Annotated in this window: 23 protein-coding genes; 7 read left to right on the forward strand and 16 right to left on the reverse strand. The window is 69.7% G+C overall.

Annotated features, from left to right (window positions below):
- Positions 1 to 298 precede the first annotated feature (298 nt).
- From OXI49_00960 to OXI49_00990, 7 genes are all read right to left on the reverse strand, one after another.
- Positions 299 to 988, reverse strand: a complete 690-nt coding sequence (locus OXI49_00960) for a PKD domain-containing protein (protein ID MDE2689059.1) — start codon at positions 986 to 988, stop codon at positions 299 to 301.
- Between the two features lie 383 nt (positions 989 to 1,371).
- On the reverse strand, positions 1,372 to 3,606 hold the full coding sequence (locus OXI49_00965) for a bifunctional (p)ppGpp synthetase/guanosine-3',5'-bis(diphosphate) 3'-pyrophosphohydrolase (protein ID MDE2689060.1): 2,235 nt from the start codon (positions 3,604 to 3,606) through the stop codon (positions 1,372 to 1,374).
- 13 nt (positions 3,607 to 3,619) lie between these two features.
- Positions 3,620 to 4,798: a protein translocase subunit SecF gene (gene secF, locus OXI49_00970; GenBank protein ID MDE2689061.1), complete on the reverse strand. Its 1,179-nt coding sequence runs from the start codon at positions 4,796 to 4,798 to the stop codon at positions 3,620 to 3,622.
- Between the two features lie 10 nt (positions 4,799 to 4,808).
- Complete coding sequence (secD, locus tag OXI49_00975) at positions 4,809 to 6,386, reverse strand: protein translocase subunit SecD (protein ID MDE2689062.1); 1,578 nt, start codon at positions 6,384 to 6,386, stop codon at positions 4,809 to 4,811.
- Complete coding sequence (gene yajC, locus OXI49_00980; GenBank protein ID MDE2689063.1) at positions 6,383 to 6,694, reverse strand: preprotein translocase subunit YajC; 312 nt, start codon at positions 6,692 to 6,694, stop codon at positions 6,383 to 6,385. Before yajC ends, secD begins: the two co-directional genes overlap by 4 nt.
- Before the next feature lie 73 nt (positions 6,695 to 6,767).
- Positions 6,768 to 7,916, reverse strand: a complete 1,149-nt coding sequence (tgt, locus tag OXI49_00985) for a tRNA guanosine(34) transglycosylase Tgt (protein MDE2689064.1) — start codon at positions 7,914 to 7,916, stop codon at positions 6,768 to 6,770.
- Positions 7,913 to 8,650 (reverse strand): outer membrane lipoprotein carrier protein LolA, encoded by a 738-nt coding sequence (locus tag OXI49_00990; protein ID MDE2689065.1) that lies wholly within the window; start codon positions 8,648 to 8,650, stop codon positions 7,913 to 7,915. The genes tgt and OXI49_00990 overlap by 4 nt, the downstream gene beginning before the upstream one ends.
- A gap of 39 nt (positions 8,651 to 8,689) precedes the next feature.
- Here OXI49_00990 and OXI49_00995 point away from each other — a divergent pair, with 39 nt between their 5' ends.
- Entirely contained in the window at positions 8,690 to 9,874 is a 1,185-nt protein-coding gene (locus OXI49_00995) for an HD domain-containing protein (protein MDE2689066.1), read from the forward strand.
- Here the strand turns inward: OXI49_00995 and OXI49_01000 are convergent.
- The 4 genes from OXI49_01000 to OXI49_01015 form a co-directional block, all read right to left on the reverse strand.
- Positions 9,841 to 10,482: a tRNA (guanosine(46)-N7)-methyltransferase TrmB gene (locus tag OXI49_01000; protein ID MDE2689067.1), complete on the reverse strand. Its 642-nt coding sequence runs from the start codon at positions 10,480 to 10,482 to the stop codon at positions 9,841 to 9,843. The genes OXI49_00995 and OXI49_01000 overlap by 34 nt on opposite strands.
- Before the next feature lie 95 nt (positions 10,483 to 10,577).
- Positions 10,578 to 11,633, reverse strand: a complete 1,056-nt coding sequence (locus OXI49_01005) for a sugar phosphate nucleotidyltransferase (GenBank protein ID MDE2689068.1) — start codon at positions 11,631 to 11,633, stop codon at positions 10,578 to 10,580.
- 7 nt (positions 11,634 to 11,640) lie between these two features.
- Complete coding sequence (locus OXI49_01010) at positions 11,641 to 12,291, reverse strand: nitroreductase family protein (protein MDE2689069.1); 651 nt, start codon at positions 12,289 to 12,291, stop codon at positions 11,641 to 11,643.
- A gap of 49 nt (positions 12,292 to 12,340) precedes the next feature.
- Positions 12,341 to 13,429 carry a thioredoxin domain-containing protein gene (locus OXI49_01015; protein MDE2689070.1) on the reverse strand — a complete coding sequence of 363 codons (1,089 nt, stop codon included), beginning with the start codon at positions 13,427 to 13,429 and terminating at the stop codon, positions 12,341 to 12,343.
- A 76-nt stretch (positions 13,430 to 13,505) separates the two neighbouring features.
- On the opposite strand from OXI49_01015, the gene tmk reads away from it, so the two are divergent.
- Together tmk and OXI49_01025 are read left to right on the forward strand one after the other, a co-directional pair.
- The gene (tmk, locus tag OXI49_01020; protein MDE2689071.1) at positions 13,506 to 14,171 is read left to right on the forward strand and encodes a dTMP kinase; all 666 of its coding nucleotides are present in this window, start codon (positions 13,506 to 13,508) and stop codon (positions 14,169 to 14,171) included.
- Positions 14,168 to 15,136: a hypothetical protein gene (locus OXI49_01025; GenBank protein MDE2689072.1), complete on the forward strand. Its 969-nt coding sequence runs from the start codon at positions 14,168 to 14,170 to the stop codon at positions 15,134 to 15,136. The genes tmk and OXI49_01025 overlap by 4 nt, the downstream gene beginning before the upstream one ends.
- Before the next feature lie 39 nt (positions 15,137 to 15,175).
- Here the strand turns inward: OXI49_01025 and OXI49_01030 are convergent, their stop codons facing one another.
- Genes OXI49_01030 through OXI49_01040 form a run of 3 tightly spaced genes read right to left on the reverse strand, consistent with a single transcriptional unit; the run spans position 15,176 to position 19,080 of the window.
- Entirely contained in the window at positions 15,176 to 16,726 is a 1,551-nt protein-coding gene (locus tag OXI49_01030) for an FAD-dependent oxidoreductase (protein MDE2689073.1), read from the reverse strand.
- Positions 16,713 to 17,663, reverse strand: coding sequence for a radical SAM protein (locus tag OXI49_01035; protein ID MDE2689074.1), 951 nt, complete (start codon positions 17,661 to 17,663; stop codon positions 16,713 to 16,715). The genes OXI49_01030 and OXI49_01035 overlap by 14 nt, the downstream gene beginning before the upstream one ends.
- Positions 17,664 to 17,667: 4 nt before the next feature.
- Complete coding sequence (locus OXI49_01040) at positions 17,668 to 19,080, reverse strand: asparagine synthase-related protein (GenBank protein ID MDE2689075.1); 1,413 nt, start codon at positions 19,078 to 19,080, stop codon at positions 17,668 to 17,670.
- 14 nt (positions 19,081 to 19,094) lie between these two features.
- Here OXI49_01040 and OXI49_01045 point away from each other — a divergent pair, with 14 nt between their 5' ends.
- From OXI49_01045 to OXI49_01060, 4 genes are read left to right on the forward strand one after another with little or no spacing between them, the layout of a single operon-like run.
- Positions 19,095 to 19,763, forward strand: a complete 669-nt coding sequence (locus OXI49_01045) for a hypothetical protein (GenBank protein MDE2689076.1) — start codon at positions 19,095 to 19,097, stop codon at positions 19,761 to 19,763.
- Between the two features lie 45 nt (positions 19,764 to 19,808).
- Positions 19,809 to 20,951 (forward strand): type II secretion system F family protein, encoded by a 1,143-nt coding sequence (locus OXI49_01050; GenBank protein MDE2689077.1) that lies wholly within the window; start codon positions 19,809 to 19,811, stop codon positions 20,949 to 20,951.
- 47 nt (positions 20,952 to 20,998) lie between these two features.
- Positions 20,999 to 22,207 (forward strand): molybdopterin molybdotransferase MoeA, encoded by a 1,209-nt coding sequence (locus OXI49_01055; GenBank protein MDE2689078.1) that lies wholly within the window; start codon positions 20,999 to 21,001, stop codon positions 22,205 to 22,207.
- A 57-nt stretch (positions 22,208 to 22,264) separates the two neighbouring features.
- On the forward strand, positions 22,265 to 22,591 hold the full coding sequence (locus tag OXI49_01060; GenBank protein MDE2689079.1) for a zinc ribbon domain-containing protein: 327 nt from the start codon (positions 22,265 to 22,267) through the stop codon (positions 22,589 to 22,591).
- Between the two features lie 51 nt (positions 22,592 to 22,642).
- Here OXI49_01060 and OXI49_01065 read toward each other — a convergent pair whose 3' ends face one another.
- Positions 22,643 to 23,329, reverse strand: a complete 687-nt coding sequence (locus OXI49_01065; GenBank protein MDE2689080.1) for a YIP1 family protein — start codon at positions 23,327 to 23,329, stop codon at positions 22,643 to 22,645.
- 83 nt (positions 23,330 to 23,412) lie between these two features.
- Complete coding sequence (locus OXI49_01070; GenBank protein ID MDE2689081.1) at positions 23,413 to 24,993, reverse strand: cytochrome c; 1,581 nt, start codon at positions 24,991 to 24,993, stop codon at positions 23,413 to 23,415.
- Between the last annotated feature and the right edge of the window lie 88 nt (positions 24,994 to 25,081).

Genomic DNA, 25,081 nt, shown 5'->3' on the forward strand with positions numbered 1-25,081 from the left:
TGGGCGGAATCGTGCCGAGCGTCGTCGTGAGACGAATCAGGGTGCCGCGGCTGACCGGCGTTCCGTTCGGCCTCAGCGCGACGACCCGAATCTCCGCGCTCCCGTCCGAGGGAATGCGGTCCGGATTCGCACTGATCGTGATCAGCGTCCCCGACGGGGCAACCGGACTCGTCTTGTCGCACGCCGCGAAGATCGCCAGCGACAGACTGGCGGCAAGCACGGCAAGCAGGTTTCGGCGCCGGTTCTCCATCTCTCGAATCAGTATACGAACGCTGCCGGAAGAGCGTCTAGGAAGCTGCTACTCGCCAGAGGGCTGGGAGCTGAAGACACGGACCAGCCTCGTCACTTCGTCCGACCCCACCGGGTTCCCGACTCGCAGCGTGACCGCGTAGTGACCGGGCTCCGGGAACGTGTGCGACGGACTCTGGCGGGCACTCGTCGTGCCGTCGCCAAAGTCCCAGGACCAGCTCGTGACAAGGCCCGCGGACTCATCGTCGAACGCAACGATCAAATCACCCGGGGCGAGCCTGAAGGCTGCCTGCGGCCGACGCTGAATGCCGACGCCGACGTTCGACGTGACCAGAGAACCGCCACGGGAGCCGACGGCCACCGCGAGCCGAAAGCTGTTTTCCTCTACCGCCGCCAGCTCCGACTCAGTCAACGTCAGCCGGTCGGTGGCGGCTCCGCCATCCCCGGCGACGACCAACCGCCCACCCGACTCCAGCGTGCCCGTTTCCGTCAGGAAGTTCACCTTCGCGTTCTCCAGTGGCCGTCCCCGATTGTCGCGCACGATCGCCAGCAGCTCGACCTCTCCACCGCTCTCGGGCACGCTGCTGGGAGTGACCTGGAGTGTCACGGATCCCGCCGCAGCCGGAGGTCCCTCCACCTCCGGGTTCGCAGCGAAAGCCGCCGGCCCGAAGCAGACGCCCATCAATGCCACCCAAACCGTCGCCGTCAGCACCATATGAATTCGACGTGTTGCGATCATTCCGTCCCCTCCTTGACTTAGTTCTGACCTCATCTCCGACCGTCAAGGATCTCTACGGAGCCGCACCGATTCCCGTCTACTGGAGCCGGCCTAGCGGCCGGCACGTCTCTCTAGCCGCCTTCGGCGGCGGCGGGTCAGAAGACCCGCGCACCCAGCCTGTACCGACACCCGCCGCACGTCGCCCGCCCGGCGAGATCGTCCAGCCTGGAGAGGTCCGGGGAGGGTCCCCAGCGGGCTGGAGGCAACCGACTCCCGACGCCGCTACGCCCACCACCGCCGATGTGAAGGGCAGCCGACCGAAGCGAGCGCTCAGTCCCATCCACCAAGAAAGCGCAAGCGGCCGCTGGGGACCCCTCCCCGGACCTCTCCAGGCGGGCCAGCACCTACGCCGTCGCAGAAGCCGACGAAGACGGTCCCTGGCGGCGCTTCACGGCGCGCACGGCGGACAGATTCTCGAGGGACTCCTGGAGACGGTTGAGGTGCTTTCGGTTGCGCACGTCGACGACGACGTCGATCGCCGCCTCGCCGGCGCCGCGGCTGCGGCTCTCGATGTGGCGGATGTTGCTGCCCTGCTTGGCGATCGCCTCGGTCACCCGGGCCAGCACCCCGGGGCGGTCCCGGGTCTCGATGACCAGAGTGACCGCGAACATCGAGTCGTTGCGACGCGCCCACTCGACCCGAATCTCGCGCTCCGGGTGGTACAGCAGGTTCTGCACGTTGGGGCAGTCGACCGAGTGGACCGACACGCCGCGGCCGCGGGTCACGAAGCCGATGATCTCCTCGCCAGGCAGCGGGCTGCAGCAACCGGCGAAGAAGGCGAGCATGTCGTCCTCGCCCTTGACGATCAGCTTCACCTGGTCGCGCGGCATCACCTTGCTCACCGCGCGGCGCAGGCGGCCGGGCTCCTGGTCCCGGTGTCGCAGCCGCTCTGGCGGCAGCACCGCGCGCAGCACCGGCTTGACCGACCCGCGGCCGAAGCCGAGCCGGCTGAACAGCTCGTCGACGCCGGAGTAGCCCTCGGCGGCGATGAAGTCCGCCATCTCCTTCGACTCGAAGATCCGGCGCGGGCTGACCCGGTAGCGACGCAGCTCGCTCGCCAGCAGCGTGCGGCCGATCTCGATCGCCCGCTTCTTCTGCTCCGCGTTGATCCAGTGGCGGATCTTGCTGCGCGCCTTCGGCGTGGCGACGATGTTCAGCCAGTCCCGGCTGGGTTCCCGGTTCGGGTTCGTCGTGATCTCGACGATGTCGCCGTTCTTCAGTCCGGTCCGCAACGGCACGAGCCGGCCGTTGACCCGGGCGCCGCTGCAGTGGTGGCCGAGCTCGGTGTGAATCCGGTAGGCGAAGTCGAGCGTCGTCGCGCCCCGCGGAAAGGAGAGCACATCGCCCTTCGGCGTGAACACGTACACCTCGTCCGGATACAGGTCGATCTTCAGCGCGCTCATGAAAGTGCGCGGATCGGGCGTTTCCTGCTGCCACTCCAGCAGTTGCCGCAGCCAGACGATGCTGGCGTCCTTCTCGTCCGCGTCGAGCTGGCCTTCCTTGTAGCGCCAGTGGGCGGCGACGCCCTCCTCGGCCAGCAGGTCCATCTTCCGGGTCCGGATCTGGACCTCGAAGGGCTGCCCCCCGCGCCCCACCACCGTCGTGTGCAGCGACTGGTAGAGGTTCGGTTTCGGCATCGCGATGTAGTCCTTGAACCGGCCCGGGATCGGATGCCAGAGCTGGTGGACGACGCCGAGCGCGGCGTACGTGTCCTTCACGTCGACGGTGATGATCCGGAACGCCAGGAAGTCGTACAGCTCCGGAAGGTCGATCTGGCGTTGCTGCAGCTTCCGGTAGATCGAGTAGTAGCCCTTGACCCGGTAGCTGATCTCGCCCTCGATTTCCGTCTTCCGCAACGCCTCCCGCAGGCGCTCGGCGATCCGCTCCGTCGTTCGCCGCGCCCCCTTGATCCGCTCGTCGAGCTGCTTGCGGAGGTCCCCGTACTGGTGCGGGTGCATGTGCTGGAAGGCCAGATCCTCAAGCAGCCACTGGATCCGCGACATGCCCAGGCGGTGCGCCAGCGGCGCGTAGATCTCGAGCGTCTCCCGCGAGATGCGCTTCCGCTTCTCCGCCTGCAGGTGCCCCAGGGTCAGCATGTTGTGGAGCCGGTCGACCAGCTTGACGACGATGACCCGCAGATCGCGCGCCGACGCGAGGATCAGCTTGCGGAAGCTCTCGGCCTGCACTTCGTCGCTGTGGACGTACTCGTGACGGCCGATCTTCGACACGCCGTCCACCAGGTCCGCGATCTCGGATCCGAACCGGGAAGCCAGATCCTTCTTCGTCGCCCCGGTGTCCTCCAGCACGTCGTGCAGGAGGCCGACCGCGACACTCGTCTGGTCGAACTTGAGTTCGGCCAGCATGTGGGCGACGCCCAGCGGATGGCTGATGTAGGGCTTTCCCGACCGCCGCACCTGGCCTCGGTGGGCCAGTTCGGCGAAGTCGACCACGCTGCGCAGCCAGCTTTCGTCGCAGGCGCGCTCGTTCTCCTGGAGGCGGCTCAGGACATCGCCGATCCCCACGTCCCCAGGCTCGCGCAGCGGCGCCGGATCCCGGGGTCGTTCAGCAGCCTGAGCCATAGCCTCCCTCTACCTACGCGGCCGCTGCCCTCTTCTCCCGTCGGGCGCGGCCGAAGGTGGTTTCCCAGATCAGGACGATCGGGCTCGCGACGTAGATCGACGAGTAGGTGCCGACGAGCACGCCGACGAGGAGCAGGAAGGAGAAGCCCCGGATCACGTCGCCGCCGAGGACGAAGAGGCAACCGACGGCGAGCAGCGTCGTGCCGGAGGTCAGGGCGGTGCGCGAGAGGGTCTGGTTCAGGCTCCGGTTCAGCACGGCGACCAGGGACTCGCGACGGTTGCGGCGCAGGTTCTCGCGCACGCGGTCGAAGACGACGACGGAGTCGTTGACCGAGTAGCCGATGACAGTCAGGAAGGCGGCGATCGTCGTCAGGTTGAACTCGTAGCCCGCGAAGGCGAACAGGCCCAGGCAGACGGCGACGTCGTGGGCGAGGGCGACCAGGGCGCCGATGCCGAAGCGCAACTCGAACCGGAACCAGATGTAGGTGAGGATGCCGGCCAGGGAGAAGGCGATCGCCAGCAGGCCCTTGCGCCGCAGTTCGCCGCCGATCTGCGGCAGCACGCTGTCGCTCGACTGGACCGCGAAGTGCCCGAAGGTGGCGCCGTCCGTGATCACCGCCAGGGCCTCGGGGCTGAGCGCTTCACCCGGCTGTATCTCGGACCAGTCGCGGATCAGCCCACCGGTCCGGCGCAGGGCCATGACCTCGGCCGCCGCTTCCCGGTAGTGCTCCCGGGCGCCGATGTCGTCACCGGTCGCCCGCATGCCGTCCGGATCGGCGCCGAGCAGCATCGAGGCGAGCCCCTCGGTGCCCTGCCGGTTCAGGTCGAAGCCGCTGACGTCGCTGTTGTAGCGCCGTTCCAGCACCTCCTCGACCCGCGAAGCGCTGCTTCGCTGTTCCTCGTCGTCGGCGACCGGGGTCTTCAGGATGATCGAGTTGTCCCCCTCCTCGCCGAACGCCTGAATCGAGGCGTTCTCGATCCCCGCCTCCTGCAGCAGCCCGCGGAGTTCCTGGACGTCGGGCGGCTCGTCGAACTGCACGATCATCTGGGTGCCGCCGGCGAAGTCGATGCCCAGGTTCAACTGCCGGCTGAAGATGTAGCCGAGCGCCGCGATGACGGCCACCGCGGACAGGGTCAGGCACACGCGCCGCGCGCGCATGAAGTCGAAACTCGTGTTGCGGAAGAACTCCATTGACGCAGCCCTAGATCGACAGGCGCTCGACGCGGCCCGAGCGTGACAGGAGCAGGTCGAACAGCAGCCGGCTGTTGAAGACGGCCGTGAACACGGAGGCCAGGATGCCCACCGTCAGCGTCACCGCGAAGCCGCGGATCGCGCCGGTGCCGAAGTTGATCAGGAAGATGGCCGCGATCAGGGTCGTGAGGTTCGCGTCGAGGATCGACGACCACGCCTTGCCGAAGCCCGAAACGACCGCAGCCTTGACCGTCCGGCCGTTGTGCAGCTCCTCGCGGATCCGCTCGAACACCAGGACGTTCGCGTCCACCGCCATGCCGATCGTCAGGATGAGCCCGGCGATGCCCGGCAGGGTGAGGGCGGCGCCGAAGTAGGCGAGGACGCCGAACACCAGCACGAAGTTGAGCGCCAGCGCCACCATCGCGTTGATGCCCGAAGCCTTGTAGACGACCAGCATCGCCACGATCACCAGCACGATGCCGAAGAGGAAGGCGCGGGTGCCCTGGTCGATCGAGTCCTGCCCGAGCGACGGGCCCACCGCCTGCTGCTGCAGGTAGTTGATCCCCGCGGGCAGGGCGCCCGAGCGCAGCACGGTCGCCAGGTCCTCGACCTCCTGCTGGGTGAACGAGCCGCGGATGACTCCGCCGGACTCCCCGATCCGGCCCTCGATGATCGGCGCCGACTGCACCTTGCCATCCAGCACGATCGCCAGCGGCCGGCCGATGTTCGCCCCGGTCCAGGTCTCGAAGATCTGGGCGCCCTCGTGAGTGAGCGAGAAGTTGACCACCGGCTCCTGGAACTGTCCGATGCCGGCGCGCGCCGTCTTCAGGTCGCGGCCGGTGATCACGGGACGCCGCTCCAGCGCGTAGTAGACCTGCCCGAGCATGTTGCCGTCTTCGTCCCGCTGGTCCTGGGCGGCGATCTCCAGATCCTCGGGCAGGGTGCCGCCGTAGCGGTCGAGGATCTCCTGGCGGTCGAAGGCCGCGCCCCCGCTCTCCGGATAGACGGCGAGCCGGAACTCGAGGAAGGCGGTGTTCTTGATCAGGTTCTTCACCCGTTCCGGATCGTCGACGCCCGGAAGCTGGACGACGAGCCGGTTGCTGCCCAGGCCCTGGCGCTGGATCACCGGCTCGGCGACGCCGAACTCGTCGACCCGGTTGCGGATCGTCTGCAGGGCCTGGTCGATCGCCTGCTCGCGGATCGTGTTCACTTCGTCCGGCCGGCGCTCGAAGATCACCTCTTCGCCGCTGCGCCGCCAGGTCCAGTACGGCACGTTCTCCTCGATGATTGTGGGCAGCAGGCCGTCCTGGTCGGGCGGCAGGCCCGAGAGCCGGAACCGGATCGGGGTTTCGGTGACCGCGCTCGTTCCCTCGACCCCCTTCTCGGCGAGTTCCTGGACCAGGCTGTCGATGTCCTTCTGCGCCTCGGCCCGCAACGCGTCGTCGGTCAGCACCTCGAGCAGCAGGTGGATGCCGCCGCGGAGATCGAGGCCCAGGTTGATCGAGTCGGCGAGCGGGAAGGCCGAGAACGCGCAGGCCGAGACGACCCCGACGACGAGCAGACCCCGCCAGAGCAGGTTCCGGTTCATGACTGCGTCTCCTCGGCCAGGCCGGTGATCGACGACTTCGTCACCTTCACCCTGACCCCGTCCGCGATCTGCAGGATGACGGTGGTCGGCTCGGTCGACACCACGTCTCCAAAGACGCCGCCCTGCGTGACAACGCGGTCGCCCTTCTTCAGCGCCTCCACCGTCGCCTGCAGTTGCTTGCGCCGCCGGCGCTCCGGAGCGATCAGAAGGAAGTAGAAGATGGCGCCGATCAGGATGAGCGGCAGAAACTGAATGAGACCCGAGGGCCCGCCCCCCGTGGCCACAAACAGTGCGAAATCAGGAATCATCTCTGGTGCCCCCAGCGGAGTGCTTGGCTAACGGCGGACCGACCGGTCGCGGCCCGCACCGCAAAGGCGTACCCTATCGCCGTTCGGCCTCCGGTTGCCCCTCCGGGCTGACTCCCGTTGCCCGCGCCGCCGCGAAGGCGGCCAGTTCGCCGCCTGCGATCGCCCGCCGAAGATCGGCCATGAAGTCGAGGTAGAAGCGCACGTTGTGCTCGGTCGCCAGCACCTTGCCGGTGATCTCGCCGCAGCGGAACAGATGGTGCAGGAAGGCCCGGCTGTACCGGCTGCAGACCGGGCAGCCGCAGGCCGGGTCCACGGGACGCGAATCCTCCCGGTAGCGCGCCTTCTTGATCCGGACGATGCCGGTGGACGAGAACAGCGTGCCGTGGCGGGCGTTGCGCGAAGGCAGCACGCAGTCGAAGAGATCGACGCCGAGGCCCACGGCGTGGAGGATGTCCGAAGGAAGGCCGAGGCCCATCAGGTAGCGGGGCCGGTCGTCGGGCAACGCCGGTGCGACCCAGGACAGGGCCTGCCGGCCCAGTTCGCGCGCTTCGCCGACACTGACGCCGCCGATCGCGTAGCCGTCGAAGGGCAGGGCGGCGAGGTCCTCCGCGGCCCTCGACCGCAGATCTTCGAAGAAGCTCCCCTGCACGATGCCGAACAGGCCCGCCGCGCCCGAGCCTCCGGCTGCTCCCCAGCGGTCCAGCGAACGCCTCGCCCAGAGGTTCGTCCGCCGCAGCGCCTCGACCGCCGCCTCCCGGTCCACCGGCCACGGCGGGCACTCGTCGAGCACCATGGCCGCATCCACGCCGACCTGTTCCTGGAACTCAACCACCCGCTCGGGCGTCAGCTCGACCGTGCCGCCGTCGTGGGGGCTCCGGAAGGTGACGCCCAGGTCGTCGACCCGCCTCAGCCCGGCCAGACTGAACACCTGGTAGCCGCCGCTGTCCATCGCCAGCGGGCCGTCCCAGCCGATGAACTCGTGCAGGCCGCCCAGACCGGTGATCCGCTCGGCGCCCACCCGCTCCAGCAGGTGGAACAGGTTCGTCATCAGGAGCCTCGCGCCGGCCGCCTCCAGCACGTCCTGGCTCAGGCCCTTCACCGCGCCCAGCGTGCCGACCGGCATGAAGGCCGGCGTGTCCACCTGGCCGTGGGGCGTGGTCAGGCGGCCGAGACGGGCGAGCCCGTCACGCGAGACGACGCGGAACCCGAGTCGGCCGCTCAGTTGAGATCGATCTCGGTGACTTCGACGTCGTCGGGCAGCGCCAGGATGAACTCCGAGTCATCGATCGCTTCGTTCAGGACCACGTCCTCGAGGGTGACGAGCCGCTCGTCGCCGCTGGCGAGGACGACCCGGAACTCCCGCGGCAGGAAGCTCGCCGGGTCGATCCAGAGGTCGATCTCCCTGATCCGTTTCTCGACGCTCCGGTAGTCCGGCGTCAGGTGCAGGTAGTAGGGATCCCCCTCGTTCTCGGGAAACTCCGCCTGCACGGCGAAGTACTTCAACAGCGTCTCGAGGTTGCCCGCGGGCCCCATGTACTCCAGGATCTGCTCCGAAAGGCGGCCCACTTCCGTGACCTTGGCCGTGCCGAGATCGACATACCACAGGGTCGCCGTGTCGCCGTGAACGGCGGTGATCGACGGCTTGGGCTCCACGATCTCCCAGCGGAGAGCGTCCGGCGGCCGGTAGCGGAGCCAGCCCCGCTCTTCCACCGGCTCCAGCAGGAGATCGCCCTGACGGCGCTGAAACAGCCGCGCCTGCAGGGTCACGATCAGGTTCTGCTCGTACTTCACCCGCTCGACCAGCCGGTCGAGACGTTCGCGCAGACCGAGGCCCTCGGCCGCCGGATCGGGCGGCGCGGCGGCAGGGTTCGGCGACTGGGCGGGGAGGATGACGGCCGCCGTCAGAGCCAGCAGCAGTCCTCCCAACCACGGCGCGATGGGTAGGCGGTGTTTCATCGCTGTGAACCAGCGTGGGGCGGCCGTAGAGTACCAATCGTGGCGACACTGGCGTTTCGCGACCCGATCCACGGCTTCATCGAGGCCGACGAACTCGAAGCCGCGCTCATCGGCACCCGGCCGATGCAGCGCCTGCGTTCGATCCGCCAACTCGGCCTGACCCATCTCGTATTCCCCGGCGCCGAGCACAGCCGTTTCGGTCACGCCCTGGGCACGATGCACCTTGCCGGCCGCGTCTACGACACGCTGGCCGGGGCCAAGGGGACGCCGCTCGAAGCCGGCCCGCGAGCCCGCGCCCGGCGCCTGGTGCGGGCGGCCGCCCTGCTCCACGACCTCGGGCACGCCCCCTTCAGCCACTGGGCCGAGGATCTCTTCGAGGGCGGGATCGACCACGAGGAGATGAGCCGTCGCCTGCTCGGCGGCCGCGAGATCGCCGCCGCGTTCGAGCGGTACGGCCAGGGGATCGAGGCCCGCGACGTGATCCGGCTGCTCGGCGACGATCTCGACGGGCCGGAGCGGCTGCTGCCGCCGATCGTCTCCGGCGAACTCGACGTCGACAAGATGGACTACCTCCTGCGGGACTCCCTGTTCTGCGGCGTCCGCTACGGCAACTTCGACCTCGACCAGGTGATCGCCACCGTGCGGCCGCTTTCCGGTGGCACCGGCGGCGACCACCGGCTGGGGATCGACGCCGAGGGCCTCCACGCCGTCGAGGGCCTGATCCTGGCGCGCTACTACATGTTCACGCAGGTCTACTTCCACGTCACCGGCAAGGCGCTGGAACTCCACCTGAACGAGTGGCTGCACGAACAGGGAATCGCCTGGAGCAGCGACCCGGAGCGCTTCCTGGCCAACGACGACGGCGAGATGATGACGAGAATGCGGCGTTCGGACAGCCTGCACGCGCGGGCGATCACCGACCGCAGCCACTTCCGGCTCGCCCACGAGACCGGCGAGCACCTGGACGCCGACGAGAAGCGCGCGTTCGAGCAGCGGCTCGAACCCCTGCGCGAGCGCTACGGCAAGTGCGTCCTCGTCTCGAACTCGGCCAAGGACCCCCACCGCCTCGGCCGCGGCCGGGTGCCGGTCCGCCAGAACGGAGGGAAACTCGTGCAGCTCGAGGAGGCGAGCCACTTCGTCGGTCACCTCCGGCGCATCGACCGCTACCGCGTGTACTGCAGCGACGACGTCTACGAAGATGTCCGGCTCGCGCTGGACTCCTGATCCAGAGCGGGTCCCACCAGCAGATCGTCCCGGCCGGCGGGGTGAAGAAGACTCGCCGGGCCGCCGCCCCGAAGGCGCGCCGCGAGCCGGATGATCGGCCGTCCCTCCCGCTCGAACTTCGCTTCGTAGTTCGTCCGCGGACCTTCCGGCCAGGCCCCGTCGACACGCTCCACTGCCACCGCCGGGTGCAGGGCAAGGGTTTCCGCCACCGCCTCGCCGTACTCCAGGTGGTCGGTGGCGAAGAACAGCCGTCCCTCCGGCGGATCGAGTAGCGCCAGCACCAGGTCGACGGTGCGCGGATCGAGCAGCCGCCGGCGGTGGTGCCGGCTCTTGGGCCAGGGGTCGGGGAAGTAGACGTGGACCGTCCGCGCCATGCCCGCGGGCAGCAGGGTTGCGATCAGGTAGAGCGCCTCGCCGCGGAGCAGGACGACGTTGGAGAGGCGGCGCGAGGCCGCCCGCCGGACCGCCAGCCGGAAGTACTTCGACACCATCTCGACCCCCAGGAAGGGACGGGACGCATCGGCGGCCGCGGACCCGACGAGAAAACGACCCTTGCCGAAGCCGAGTTCGACTTCCCAGTCCGAGCGTTCCCCGAACGCCGCCCGCAGTTCAGCCCGGCAGGAGGCGAGCTCGCGGAAGTCCGCGTCCCGGGCGGCCTGCGGACCGCTCGCCCCGCCAGGCCAGACGAGAACGGGCGGCGCGCTCAGAGCAGATCCAGCCGGCCCAGAGCCGCGAGACGCTCCACGACCTCGCGGACGTCCTGGGCCCGCTCGCGCGGCACGACCAGCACGGAATCGCCGGTCCGCACGACGGCGAGGCCCTCGACGCCGATCACCGCCACCGTGCCCTCGTCCGCGAACAGGAGGTTGTCGCGGGCATCGACGGCGAGCGTGTCGCCCACCGTCCGGTTGCCGTCTCCGTCGGCGGGCAGAGCCTCCGCCAGCAGTCCCCAGGACCCGATGTCGTTCCAGCCGCAGTCGGCCACGACGCAGCCGATCGAGTCGAGCCGCTCCATCAACCCGTAGTCGATCGAGACCGACTCCAGGCCGGCGTAGATCTCCCGGCGCCGGTCCGCGTCCAGGTCGTCCGCCGCCAGACGCTCGATGCCGGCGGCGAGTTCCGGCAGGTGCTCGCGGTAGAGGTCGAGCAGCACCGTGCCCCGGAAGAGGAAGATGCCGGCGTTCCAGAAGTGGCGGCCGGAGGCCTTGAAGCGCGCCGCGGTCTCCGCGTCCGGCTTCTCGGTGAATCGCACCACGGGTTGCACGCTCAGGACTTCCGCCGGAGCGTCCAGTTCAAGGTAGCCGTAGCCGGTCTCCGGCCAGTCCGGCGCGATGCCGACGGTGACCACGTCGTGGTCGCCGCGCTCGACTGCCGCCACGCCCCGGCTGAGCGCTTCGCGGAACGCCTCCTCGTCGGCCACCCAGTGGTCCGAAGGCATGACCGCGATCACCTCCCGCCGCGCCGTCTCCGGCATCGTCCGCACCGCCCAGCCGATCGCCGGCGCCGTGTTCCGTCCGCTCGGCTCGCCCAGGATGCGCGAGGCGTCCAGATCGGGCAGCTCCGCGGCGACCGCGGCCGCGAGCTCCTCGGTCGTGCAGACCCAGGTCCGTTCCGCCCCGCACAGCGGCTCGACCCGGCGAGCGGTCGCGGCCACCAGGGAGCCGCCGCCCAGCAGGTCGAGGAGCTGCTTGGGGCGGCGGCGCCTGCTCAGGGGCCAGAAGCGGGAGCCGATGCCGCCGGCCAGGATCAGACCGATCATCCGTCGCTCAGTCAGCGTCGGCGTCCGTCCGCCCCGTCCGGCCGGAGTGCCAGAGGGCGACCTCGGCCAGCGACTTGCGCCGCAGGTCGGGCACCTCGCAGTCCGGCGCGGGGAAGCCCACCGGGAACAGGATGTACGGCTTCTCGTTCCGCGGGCGCTCGAGAATCTCGCTCAGGAAACCCATCGGGCTCGGGGTGTGGGTCAGCGTAGCGAGGCCCATCCGGTGAAGGGCCGCGATGAACAGGCCGCAGGCGATGCCGACGCTCTCCTTCACGTAATAGTTCTTCCTCTTTGCCCCGTCCTCGTCCACGCCGAAGAGCTCGGCGAACACGACGACGATCCACGGCACGGTCGTCAGGAAGGGCTTCCGCCAGTCCGTGCCCAGCGGCTTGAGCGCTTCGAGCCACTCGTCCGGCATCCGCCCGCCGAGGTAGCTGTGCTTCTCCTCCGCCTCCGCCGCTTCGCGGATCCGCGCCTTGACCTCCGGGTCGCTCACGGCGACGAACCGCCACGGCTGGCGATGCGCCCCCGAAGGCGCGGTCGACGCCGCCTCGATCGCCCGTTCGATCAACCGCCGCGGCACCGGCTCGTCGGTGAAGAACCGGACGCTCCGCCGGCCGTCGAACTCCTCGAAGACCGCGTCGGCCCGGCGCTCCATCTCGGCCGGCTCCAGGCGCTCCGGCCGGTAGGGAACGAAGACGGGTCTTCTACCCACCCGCGCGCTCGAGCTCGTCCTCGACCACCTCCGCCAACTGCTCGTACGCGACCGCGCCGGCAAGCGGCCGACCGTTGACGTACAGCGCCGGCGTTCCGTTCACTCCGACCTCGACCCCCGCGCGGCGGTCGGCGTGGACCCGGTCGGCGATGCCATCCTGCTCCAGGCAGGCGGCGAACGCCTCCGCGTCGAGACCGGCCCGTTCCGCCTTGTCCTTCAGGTCGTCCAGGGTCAGGGTGTCCTGCTCTTCGAACATCAGGTCGTGCAGTTCCCAGAAGGCACCGAGGTCCTGGGCGCAGACGCCGGCCTCGGCGGCGGCCTGGGCGTTCGGATGGATCGCGTGCAGCGGGAAGTGGCGGAACACGAGCCGCACCTGTTCCGGGTACTCCTCCAGGACCCGCTCCAGCGTCGGCAGGACGCTCTTGCAGTAGGGGCACTCGAAGTCGGACCACTCGACGATCGTGACCGGCGCCGCCGCCTCGCCGCGCACCGGCCCGTCCGCCGGCTCGACCTCCAGCCGGTAGGGCTCCAGCAGGTACTCGATCTCGTGGCCGTCTTCGAGAGCATCGGCGAAGCGCTGCTGCGCCAGGTAGGTCCGCACCTGGGGCTCGAGCTCCTCCCGCTCGCCCCGGATGCGCCCTTCGTTCTCCACGAAGAAGGCGTCGACGTCCTCGTCCGTCACCCCGGCTTCGAGCCGCTCCATCTCGCCCGAACGCCAGTCCGCGATCTCCAGGCCCGCGCTCTCCGCGCTGGCCTCGACCAAGCGGTCGCGCACGATTCCCTCGAGGGTCCGCTCGATCAGTCCGTGACGCTCCGAGGCGACCTGCAGGTCGCACTGAATGCGTTGCTGCTCGAGTTGATCCAACTGCGTGGCGGCGCGCTCGAGCGCCTCGTCGTAGCCGATGTCCACGCCGTCGAGCCGCGCCGCAACCTGCTGCCCGCCCGAATCGTCTTCCTGGGCCGCAGCCCCGGAGCCCGGCCGCAGAACCAGGAAGCCGATCACCGCCAGCAGGACCGCGTAAAGGGCCAGATGGAGAGCCCAGGTGGGCCGGTTCCCGTGCTCGGAAATGTCTGTGCTCAAGGTCGCCTCCTGTTGCGGGGACTCTACCGGAGCGGGTACGGCAGCGCTCGAGCCACGGCGCTAGCATGATCCCGGAATGGGCGGCCTCTTCATCACCTTCGAGGGCCTCGACGGCAGCGGCAAGTCGACCCAGCTCGAACGGGTCGCGGCGAGCCTCGATCGCCGAGGCATCGCCCACATCGTCACCCGGGAGCCCGGCGGTACGCCCTTCGCCGACCTGCTGCGCGAGCTCTTCCTGCGCCGGGAGGCGGCGCAGGTCGACGGCCTCGTCGAGTTGATGCTCGTCTTCGCCAGCCGGAGGCAGCACCTGATCGAGTTGATCGAGCCTGCGATGGCGAATGGCGCCGTCGTGCTCTGCGACCGATTCACGGACTCGACCTACGCCTACCAGGGCGGTGGCCGCGGGGTACCGCCGGAGGTGATCGACGAAGCGGACCGGCTGGCTACGGGCTGCCGGGCGCCTGATCGCACTCTGTTCTTCGAGTTGTCCCCGAAGGAGGCGCAGCGCCGGCGGCACCGAGAAACTGCCGACCGGATCGACCGGGAGAACCTGGCCTTCTACCGCCGCGTCCACGAGGCATACGAGCGGCGCATGGCGGCCGAGCCGGAGCGCTTCCGGGTCATCGACGCGGCGGCGCCCATCGACGCCGTGGCGCGGGCGGTCGAGTCCGCGTTGAGCGACCTGGTGCCGGCGGAGACGCCCGTCGCCGTCGAGTCAGGCCGCAAGGCGGCCGGTGCATGAACCGCATCGCGGACGAGTTGCCGCGCCTCGCGGCGGAGGGCCGTCTCTACCCGTCCGTGATCGTCTCCGGCGGAACGGCGGACGACCGCCTCGACCTCGCCTTCGAGATCGGCAGGGCGCTGCTCTGCGAGCGCGCGCCGCAGGAGCGGCCGTGCGGCGGGTGCCGGCATTGCCGCAGGGTCGACAAGGATCGCTACGCCAGCGAAGCGCGCGCGAAGGCAAGCTCGGAGAAGAAGGGCGGGAAGGCCGACGAGGAGAACGACGAGGGAGTGCGCCAGGGCCACCCGGACTTTCTTCTGCTCGAGCGCCCGCCCGCCCGGCGCGACATCCGCATCGGGATGGTCAGGCCCCTGGTGCGAGCGGCGCAGATGTCGCCGTTCGAGGCTCGCGGCCAGGTGTTCGTCATTGCTGACGCGAACACCCTGAACCCGCACGGAGCGAACACGCTCCTGAAGACGCTCGAAGAGCCGATCGGCACGACGCCCAGGCACTTCCTGCTCCTGGCGGCGTCCGCACAGGAACTCCTGCCGACGCTGCGCAGTCGTTCGCTGACGGTCTACCTCGGCGCTGGAGACGCGGACGTCACGCCGAACGATGAACAGACGACCGACCTTGTGGAGCACTGGCGACGGCGCCAGCGTGACGCATCGTCCGCTCTGTGGACCGCTGGGCTGACCGACCGGCTGGTCGCCATCGGCGGCAAGGACCTGGACGACGTCCGGGCCCGCCGGGGCTGGAACCGGGCAGCCCGCGCCGTGACCGAGGCGGCCGGAGCACTCGACGACCGCGACGACCGGGCCGCCGCGCTGGCTCTGGCGTCCGATCTGCTGGACGCCCACCGCCTGCGCGAGCGGTACATTCAGCCCCGCCGCATCATCGAGGGTCTGGCGGCTCGCCGCCTGCGGCGGGACGGACCCGAGACCGGGTTCGAGAGTTCGGTCAATGTGCTGATGGGGCCTCCCTGAGAGCGGGAGCCGGGCGAAGCCCGACGATCATCGCCGCGCCTACACTGGCTCCATCATCCGATCCGGACTCCGCAGCCGCGGCCACCGGCGGCGCAGCTCCGCTGCATCGAGACCGAGACCAGCAGCGATCCGGACCGCCCGCCGTTCCATGTCCTCCAGGTCGACCGGGTACGCGTTGCAACGGCGCGGGTCCAGCAGCCCGATCAGGTTCCAGCGCTCGATCGCGGGCCCGACCCAGTCGGCCGGCGACCCGCTTTCTGCTCCGGCCGCCGACCGCTCCTCGAGTTCCTCGAACAGCCGGCGGCGCCCGTCGCCGGCGCCGAGAAAGCCCTGCCGGCACCAGCCCTCGCGCGGAGCGTCGAGCAGGCGCTGCCGCAGTTCGTCGAAGGAGGCGGCCGCGAAGTAGACCATCGCGGCGGCGGTGAAACGATCCATCGCGGGCATCAGCCGGTAGGCCGCGACGAGCAGCCGGTCGATGTGGTCCGCCTCGGCCGCGACCAGACCACCGTAGCGCTCCAGATCCGCCGCTGCCGGCAGTCCGTTCCGGCAGAAATCGGCCACCCGCTCCACCGCGAGCAGGCTCCAGGCGATGCCGGTCGAGAACATCGGATCGACGAAGGCGTAGCTGTGCGGCAGCAGCAGCCAGCCCCGGCCGGCGGCGCGGTCGCGGCGCCAGGCGACAGCCGACCGCGACGCCACCGGCCGCAGCGGCGCGCTGTCCGCGAACTGCACCGCCAGCGACGGGTACCGATCGAGCAGGGAAGCGAAGACGGCCTCCGGCTCGCCGACGGGATCCCCGGTCAGCAGGAAGCCCGCGCTCACCGACCCGTCGTCGAAGCGAAGCTGGTACATCCAGCCCTCCTCCAGCAGATGGTGCGAAGCGCTCCAGCGCTCGGGAAAGGGCGAGTCCGGCCAGCCCTCGGCACGCTCGAAGGGCGCCACGCCGGCGAAGTGCGAGTAGACCAGGCTCGTCCGCAGCCGCGGCGACGCCTCCCCCGCGCCAAGACCGGCGGCCAGCGGCGAGCCGCCCGTCGCGTCGATCAGGAGCCCGGCCTCGACGGCCTGGCCGCCGGCCCTGAGCCGGACCGGACCGCCGCCCGGCTCGCGGGGCACCGAAACCACCTCGACCGCTGCCTCTTCGCGGCAGTCGACGCCCTCGGCCCGGGCGCGCTCGAACAGGAAGCGGTCGACGTCGGCCCGCAGCCACTGGCTGTCCGCCGCCTCGTCGTCCGGCGAAGCGGCGACGACCAGCCGCCGGCCGCTCGCCGGCCCGGGCGAGAAGGCCTCTCCCGGTTCGTTCTCGTAGAAGCAGAAGCCTCGCTTGAGACCCCGTCCCACCTCCGGCAGCCGGCGGCGCCAGCGTCCATGGGCGGCCAGATCCCAGAGGTCCTCAAAGCCGTAGCGCACCGCCAGCCGCTCGAGGGCGAGGTTGGCGAGCGGCGTCGACGACTCGCCGAGCGCGAACCGCGGATGGCGGCCCCGTTCCAGCAGCAGCACGTCCCGGCCTTGGGCATGAAGCGCCCGCGCCAGGATCGAACCCGCGAAGCCGCCGCCCGCGATGACGATCTCGCGCCGCTCAGCCGCGATCACCGCCCACCGTCCGTGGCGGCGCACCTGTCCGGTTCATTTCCCGGATCGCCGCGACGCGGGCGTCCCGGCAGGCGTCGCAACCGGCGGCGACCTGTTCGAGGTCCCAAGGGTCCACCTGCACGGCGAGGGACGCCTCGGCCGCCCGCAGCCCCTCCGCCAGACACTCCTCCAGCAACGCCAGATCCGGCGGTTCAAACAGCCCGAGCCCCCGCAGCCGCTCCAGCTCCCCGTTGCCGCCCCGCACCGGAATCAGGGCCACCGACCGGGCGCCCGCCCCCACGGCGTGGCGCACGCTCTCCGCTACCCACTTCGCCTGCTCCTCCGCCGGCACAAAGGGCACGCCGACCAGCACGAACACCCGCAGGTCGACGCCGTCGGCGCGCAGGCGCTCCGCGGCCCGGTCGAACTGCTCCAGGGTCATCTGCTTGCCCAGCCGCGACAACGCCTCCGGGTGCGCCGTCTCCAGGCCCATTGCCACCTCCAGCCGGCCCGGCAGCCGGTCCGCGAAACGGCGTACCCGTTCGTCGACCAGGCGCGGGTGGCACTCGACCACCACCCTTTGGAACCCGGCGGCCAGGCCGGCGATCGGTTCCAGGTCCTCCTCCGGCACCGCCAGCCGGTCGAAGAAGTTGCTCGCGTTGTACAGCTTGAGCTGGTCGCAGCGATCGAGCCCCGCTTCCCGGAGCAGGCCGGGAAGCTGCTCCAGCGCCGCGCGCAACTGCGCCGGCAGCGCCCCGGCCGGCGTAGGTCCGTCGATCGTGTACCGCCAGAGGTCGCAGAACACGCAGGTGAAGGGGCACTCCGCGCCGGTCAGGAACACGGTCGCCGAGGGAGTGGACTCACCCCCGGGGCCGCGCTCCAGTTCGACCGTCACTCCCTGGGGCAGCCACGGGTCGTGGGTCGGCCTGGGCGGACGGAGCGCCCGAACGGTCGGCATCCCCTCAGGCGTAGAGAGACTGGAAGTGCCGGCGGTACTGCTCGGGCGGCCGGTCGAAGGCGGCCTCGAACACGTCCTCCGAAGCCGCGCCCTCCTGGAAGCGGCGCTTCGGGAAGACCGGGAAGTCGACGCCGAGAACCCGCTTCATGCCGCGGCGCACGACCTCGCCCTTCAACTCGTAGAGCGCCTCGTGGGAGCCGCCGACCAGGGTCGCGAAGGGGATCGCCTCGGCCACCGCGACGACCGCCGGCCGGGCGAACGGGCTGAAGCCTTCGAAGCCGAGCAGACGCGCCGGCGCGTGGGTGCGAACGGTGGCCCGGCCGAGGCCGCCCGAGTAGGTCTGGGAGTGCTTGACCGCGTCGACCCCCCAGCCCTCCTGGTAGAGCATCGAGTTGTTGACCACGCTGGTGATGGTCAGCTCGTGGTTCTCCTCCAGCGGATAGTCCTTCAGGTTCTCGTCACCGCCGTCGCCGTCGACCAGCAGCCGCCAGTCGGGGTAGCGGGCCCGGATCCCTCGCAGCAGGGCGAGACCGACCGCGGCGCACTCGACGTCGAGCGGCTTGTAGTCCTCGATCACCTCGATCGCGGCCAGGGGATCGACGGCAGCGGCGTCGGCCTCGATCTCCTCGCCCAGTATCTCGAGGTCCATGCGGCGCAGAAACTCCCGCGCCTGCTCGGCGTCGCCGGCGCCCGCGCCGACCCGGAGGGTAAACGCCTTGAGCCGGGCGGCGCTCCGGCCCGACTCGAGCAGCGCGCGGTTGAGGGCCAGGAGCACCGCGCCGCTGTCGATGCCGCCGGAGAAGCAGACCCCGAGCGGTTCCCGGGCGGCTCCGGCCGGCAGGGCGTCGAGCCAGCCGCGGAGTTCGAACATCAGCGCCTCGACGTAGCGCTCGCCGATCAGGTCGAGGTCCGGCGGCAGCGTGCCCCGGGGTGGGTCGAAGAAACGCTCGTGCGTCGGGTTCGGGTCCGGGCAGCCGACCAGGCGCAGCGTCGTCGCGTGGTGCGCGGGGACCATCCGCGTATAGGTCGGGTGGAACTGGTCGAGATAGCCCTCGGCGGCGAGGCAGTCCCTGATCTCGTCGATGCGCTGGGCGATGACCAGCATCGGCCCCGACGACTCCTTGGCCAGGAAGTAGCGCATCGGCCGGTCCAGGCTGCGGGCCATCACGACATCGACGCCGCGGCGGGCGGCCAGGGCGAACGAACCGTCGATCCCGAGCACCGCCTCGGGGCCGTCGAGCAGGCGCCGTCGCGCCTGGTCCGGCGTCAGCGTCCAGAGGCGCTGTTCACGGTCGTCGATCAGGTTGAGTACACGGGCGATGGGCTTGTCCACGGTCATTCCCTCCCAGGCCAGAAGCACGGTCCGCGGCATGGTCCGCGCCGACACGATCCGACCACGATCGGCGGTGACCTGCATGGTACTGTCCGGCGATGCTCAGGCCCAGTCGAGACAGGTTCCGGACGGCGTTCTTCGTCTTGGTCGGTACAGGTGTCTCGATCGCCCACATCGGCTGTCAGGCCGCGCCGGAGGAAGCCGGCCCCACCCGCATCGCCCTCGAAGTGCAGGGGCTCGGACTCGTCGACCTGCCGGACGGTTGCGCGCGGGTGGAGCCCAGCAGCCATGCGCTGGAGCTTGCCTGCGAACTCCTCGAGACGACGGAGACGCCGGCGGGGCCGGTGGGCTCGATCTATCTCGAGCTCGGCGAGCCCACCGAGAGCCACATCGAACTCGCGGAGGTCTCCGCGATCGACGTCATCAGGGAGGAGCAGCGGCCGCTGTTCGAGGCGCTGCCCGGAGGCGAGTTCCTGGGCGTCGGCGGCACGCTCTTCTACGGCCCCTTCGGCGCCGCGCGCTATGCACGCGGGAGATTCCAGGCCGAAGACGGCGCCACGCTCCAGCGGATCCGGCTGTTCATGGTTCATCCGATGGAGAACCGGCTCGTCAACCTCGTCTACGACCATCCGCCCGGGGACAACGCGGATACGGCCGCGCGGGTCAACAACCACCTTCTCGTTCTCCTGGAGCACCTCAGGAGCTGGGAAGACATGGCCTCCGCGGACGGAGACGGCGAAGCGGCCGAGGCTCCCGCGACGTACTGACGGCCGGCGCTCCGACAGTTTCGGCCTCATGGGAGGCCGCTGATCGTGTTCCGCGCGCCCTGGCTCGCCGATGAGGACGAGCTGCTCGCACCGGAGCCTGACGAGCCCGAACCGCCGCGGCCTTGGCAGCCGCGCTGGTTCCGCCCCGGGCGCCGGGTCGGGCCGAAGACGCTCGCCGTGTTCAGCCGCCAGTTGGCCGTCCTGCTGGACGCGGGCCTGCCGCTGCTCCAGGGCCTGGACATCCTGAGCATCCAGGGCCAGCACGCCGGGCTCCGCGCCATCCTGCTGGAGATCCGCTCCGAGGTCGAAGCGGGTGCTGGCCTCGCCGAGGCGATGAAGCGCCGGCCGCGGGCCTTCAACGACCTCTACGTGAACCTGGTCGCCGCAGGCGAAGCCAGCGGCGCTCTCCATCCCGTGATGGACCGTCTCGCCACCCACATCGAGAAGGTGGCGAAGCTCCGCAACCAGGTCCGGTCCGCCCTCACCTATCCGGCCGCCATCCTCGCCGTCGCCTCCGCGGTCGTGTTCCTCATCCTGTGGAAGGTGATCCCCGTGTTCCGGCACCTGTTCGCCGACCTGGGAGGCGATCTTCCCTTCCTGACCCGGCTGGTGGTCGGCGTCAGCGAGTTCATCGGCGCCTACGTGCTCGTTCTGCTCGGGGGCGCCGCCGCGGCGGTGTTCGCGGCGAGCCGGCTTCTCCGCACCCGGCAGGGCCGCCAATGGGCCGACCGGCTGGTGCTGCGGCTGCCGGTGGTCGGCAAGCTGATGCAGCGGATCATCGTGGGACGGGCCTGCCGCACCCTCTCCGTCCTGCTGGCCTCGGGCATACCGATCCTCGACGCGCTGAGGACCGCCGCCGGCGCCGCCGGCAACACGGTCGTCTCCGAGGCCCTCGAGACCGTGCGCAACGAGGTCGAACAGGGCGGCTCGATCCACGCCGCGCTGCGCCGGACGAACGTCTTCCCGACGATGCTGTGCCAGATCGTCTACGTCGGCGAACAGACCGGCAAGCTCAGTCCGATGCTCAACCGCATCGCCGACTTCTACGAGGAGGAAGTCGACACGGACGTGGAGAGCCTGATGAAGCTGCTCGAGCCGGCGCTCATCACCGTCCTCGGTGTCGTCATCGGCGGCATCGTCATCTCGATGTACCTGCCGATGTACTCCGCGCTCACCCGGATCGGCTAAACAGCACACGTTGACGGCAATGCGCCGGCTCCGATAACAACGCGCGCATGCTCTCTCCCGAGGACGCCTGGACCGCGATCGCCGCGGAGGCGGAGACGCTGCCGGTCGAACAGGTCAGCCGCGCCGACGCGGTCGGCCGGGTGCTCGCCGCGGGCCTGACCGCGACCGTCGACGTGCCCGCCCACGACGTCTCGGCGATGGACGGTTTCTCCCTTGGCGGCGATGTCAAGGCGGGCGCCGTTCTACCGGTCGACGGCATCGTCGCCGCCGGCGACCCGCCCGGAGCGGAACTCCGTCCCGGCGCGGCTCTGCGAATCATGACCGGGGCACCAGCACCAGCCGGGGCCGACCGGGTGATTCCCATAGAGCAGACCGAGTTCGAGGCCGGCGACGCAGGCACGGGCACCGTCCGCATCGTGGAGACGGTGCCGGCGGGGAGCCACATCCGCCGCCAGGCCGAAGTCACGGCGGCCGGCGGGCCGCTGCTCGCGGTGGGCGAACTGCTGACCCCCGGCGGCACCGGCGTGCTGGCGACCCACGGCATCCACGAAGCGCCGGTCTACCGCCGACCGACCGTTGCAACGCTCTCCACCGGCGACGAGGTCGTCCCCGCCGAGGCCGAACCCGGCCCGGGTCAGCTCCGCGACTCCCACCGCGACTTCCTCCGTGCCGCCCTGTCGCAGCTTGGCATCGAGGCCCGTTCCCTCGGCATCGCCCGCGACGATCCGGCCGAACTGCGCGCCAGGGTCGAGCGCGGGCTGGACTCCGACGTGCTCCTGATCTCCGGCGGCGTTTCCATGGGCGAGTTCGACTTCGTCGAGCAGGTTCTGGGCGACACCGGCCTCGGTTGCCGCATCCTGTTCGACGCGGTCGCGATCCAGCCGGGCAAGCCGCTGGTAGCGGCTCGCCACGACCGGGGATGGGTGTTCGGCCTTCCGGGCAACCCGGCCTCGGCGATGGTCACCTACTGGCTCCTGGTTCGGCCGCTGCTCCGGCAGATGACAGGCATTGCCGACGGCTTCTGGCAGGGAGCGCTCCGCGGGAGGCTCAAGGGAGGCCTGCCGTTCGCCAAGGGCCGCGACCGGTTCCTGCCCTGCCGGCTCGAGTTCTCGTCCGGCGAAGTGCACGTCGACCCGCGGCCGCCCCTGGGTTCTCATGATCTTGTCGCCTACGGAGCCGGCGCCGGTCTGGTGCGCGTGCCGAAGTTCAGCGCCGCGGCCGCTGCGGGAGAGTCGTGCGAGGCGCTGCCCCTGTGAGTCGATTAGCAGTCCCCGCTGGAGACTGCCAACAAGCTGCTACAATCCCGCGCCGCGATGCCCCTTTACGAGTACCAGTGCACCGAATGCGAGGCGACCCTGGAGGCCATCCAGGCTTTCTCGGCGCCGCCCCTCGAGGAGTGCCCCGAGTGCGGCCGGTCCAGCCTGAAGAAGCTGCTCTCGGCGCCCGCCTTCCAGTTCAAGGGCAGCGGCTGGTACGTCAACGACTACGCCCGCAAGGACAACGGCAACGGCGAGAAGTCCAACGGCGACGCCACCAACGGCAAGCCGGCTACTTCCGAAGCGTCGTCGGACCAGGGCAAGAAGTCGAGCGGCTCGACGTCCTCGAAGAGCGAGACCTCAAGCCCCGCCGCCACCCCGTAACGCCAGCGGATCCCCCTCCCCCTTCACCCAAGATCGAGTCGACGACGATCGTCAAGCGGCGAAGACGATACTGACGATGTCGACCGCGAACGGAATCAGGGTCCCGACATCGGTGCGGCTCCGGAGGAGCAGACTCAGGAGCGCTAACAGGGGCAGGATCGAGGACACAATCACCGCTCTGACGACTCCGACTCCCTGGACGACACGGAGACCGAACCCGAACAATACGGCGGTGTAGACGGTGCTCACGATGTCGCCCGCGAACGGAACGATGGACAGCAGGCTAGCGCCGTTCGCATAGCACAGCACGACCCAGGTCCCACGGAATCCCCGTGGCCTCGGTGTGCGGGTTACGACCAAGAGAAGGTGCACGAGGCCGCCGAACAACAGCATGACGAACAACGTCAAGGCAAAGACGACCGGCAGGAAGAGCAGGAGAGCCTGGATGGCGATGAGCGCAGCCAGCCTGGGGGCAACCGATTGTTCGCTCCAGTCCCTCCAGTTGGCGAGCTGAGACGGGTCCATCGAGAACTCCGTCCGGTACAGGAGTTCGCTTGCGTTTTCCGGAAGCGTCAAGGTGAGGGTCGTGAGAATCACGCCGTTGAGGAAGAGGCCGACGATGGTGACGAGAACCACGAACAGGAGTGGGCCCCACATGCCGGCCTCCTCGCGGGCTCCCTCGAAGAACCTCCGGGGAGAGGTAGCCAAGAGAGCCAGAGAGGCGAAGAACGCAGACACCCTGCCGCGGTCCTTCCGCTCCTCCCACGGGTTGCTGACCGCAGTACCGGCCGGACCCGTATCGGCGTTGTGGTTGCCGGAGGTCAACCGGTCGGCAGGGTAGCCGGCGTCTCGTTCTCCGCCGGCGTGCCGCTGATCTCGCCGAATCCCAGGTCCATCAACAGGGAGCCGCCCTCCTGGACCGTTCCCTCGATCTTCCTGGGCTGCCCGGGGATTTCGGCCGTGGCCGTGACGTGGTTGCCGTCCCAAACGATGTCGACGATCGGGGCCGGCAAGGCAAGGGTGCCGAGCTGCACGTACCAGCCGCCCGAGCTGCCATCGCGCGGCAGCAGAATGGCGGTGGGCTCGATTCCCCTTCCCGGCATCGGAGTGACGTCGAACCGCCACGCTTGCCCCGGATGAGTCCTGGCCAACTCGGCCAGCTTGGTGAGCACGGCGCCGACCGGCTTCGGCCTGAGGCCTTCGGCGGCCACGTAGTCCACGAAGCCGATCAGCATCTCGTCGGTCGATTCGCCGCCCCAGGTGACGTCGACTGTCGGGTCTGGGTTGTGCGGGTTCTCCGCCGAATTGTCCCAATGGGCGGTCACCTCGATCCGGGTGCCGGCCGGCAACTCGACCGGCTCCTCGAACTCGTAGGACGTCTGCCAATTGAAGTCGTAGCGGCTGACGCTGAGCAGTTCCCGCTCCGCGCCGTCGGGGAGGTAGGCGGTGTACTTCATGTCCTTGCCGCGGTAGTGCATGTGCGGGGCCAGGGAGCGCACGACGACATCCTGGCTAAAGACGTGGCTGGCACGGGCCTCGTGGTTCGGGTCGCCTGCCGGGATCCTGAAGGCGGCGTTCATCACCCAGAGGTTGACGAGTTCCTTCTCGACCTCTTCGGGCTCGGCGAACCAAACCCCGATCCGGGTTCTGTCGGTCGAGGCCGTACCGTTCGGGTGGTAGTGGAAGTCGCCGAGAAGTCCGCGCCCCTTGGGCAGGAAGCGCGCGGTGCCGGCGGGGAGCTCGGTCGCTCCAACGCCGGCCGCCCAAGCGTCGATCCAAGCGTCCTGGACCTCGGCGCTGGCCTCGGATGCTCGCCACAGAATGAAGTGGTGGAGAACCTCGCGGTCGCCGGGCTGAACTTCGACGGCGCGGATCCAACGGTCCTCCTCGAAGCCTGGCGCAATCGGGATCATCGCGAACTGATCCGGACCGTCGGCGGCGACGTCAAACGAGTCGAACTCGTAGACCCAGTCGGGTTCGCCAAAGGCCCACTCGGCCTGCTCGGCGGGGTGTTCGTAGACTGGTGCCTCGCCGTCGCCCCGTGGTGCGCCTGAAGCGACCCACCGCGTGATCGCGGTGATCTCGTCGTCGCTCAGGCTGATGTCGTTCGCCCACGGGCCGTAGCCCGGGTCGGCATCCCACGGAGGCATGTCGCGGTTCTCAACGGCCCGGGCGATCGAACGCGCCCAGGGGCGTACTTCGCGATAGGTACGCAGCGACATCGGCGCGATTTCCTCCGGCTGGTGGCAGGAGGCGCAGTGCTCATGGAGGATCGGAGCGATGTCGTCGACGAAGGTGGGCTGATCCAGGTTCAGGGCGAAGCCCGACGCAGACAGGAGGAGCAATCCGAGAGCGGTGATCGTTGCAGCCAAGCCGCGAGACGAGACGAGATTCATCAACATGCGCCTGTATACGGTGCCTCACCACTTGGGTTTCCCTACCGCAAACGTCGGTGAGCGCCGCGACCAGGGCGGCGTGGTGCCGGCCGTA

Source organism: Acidobacteriota bacterium, assembly GCA_028875725.1.
Classification (GTDB): domain Bacteria; phylum Acidobacteriota; class Thermoanaerobaculia; order Multivoradales; family Multivoraceae; genus Multivorans.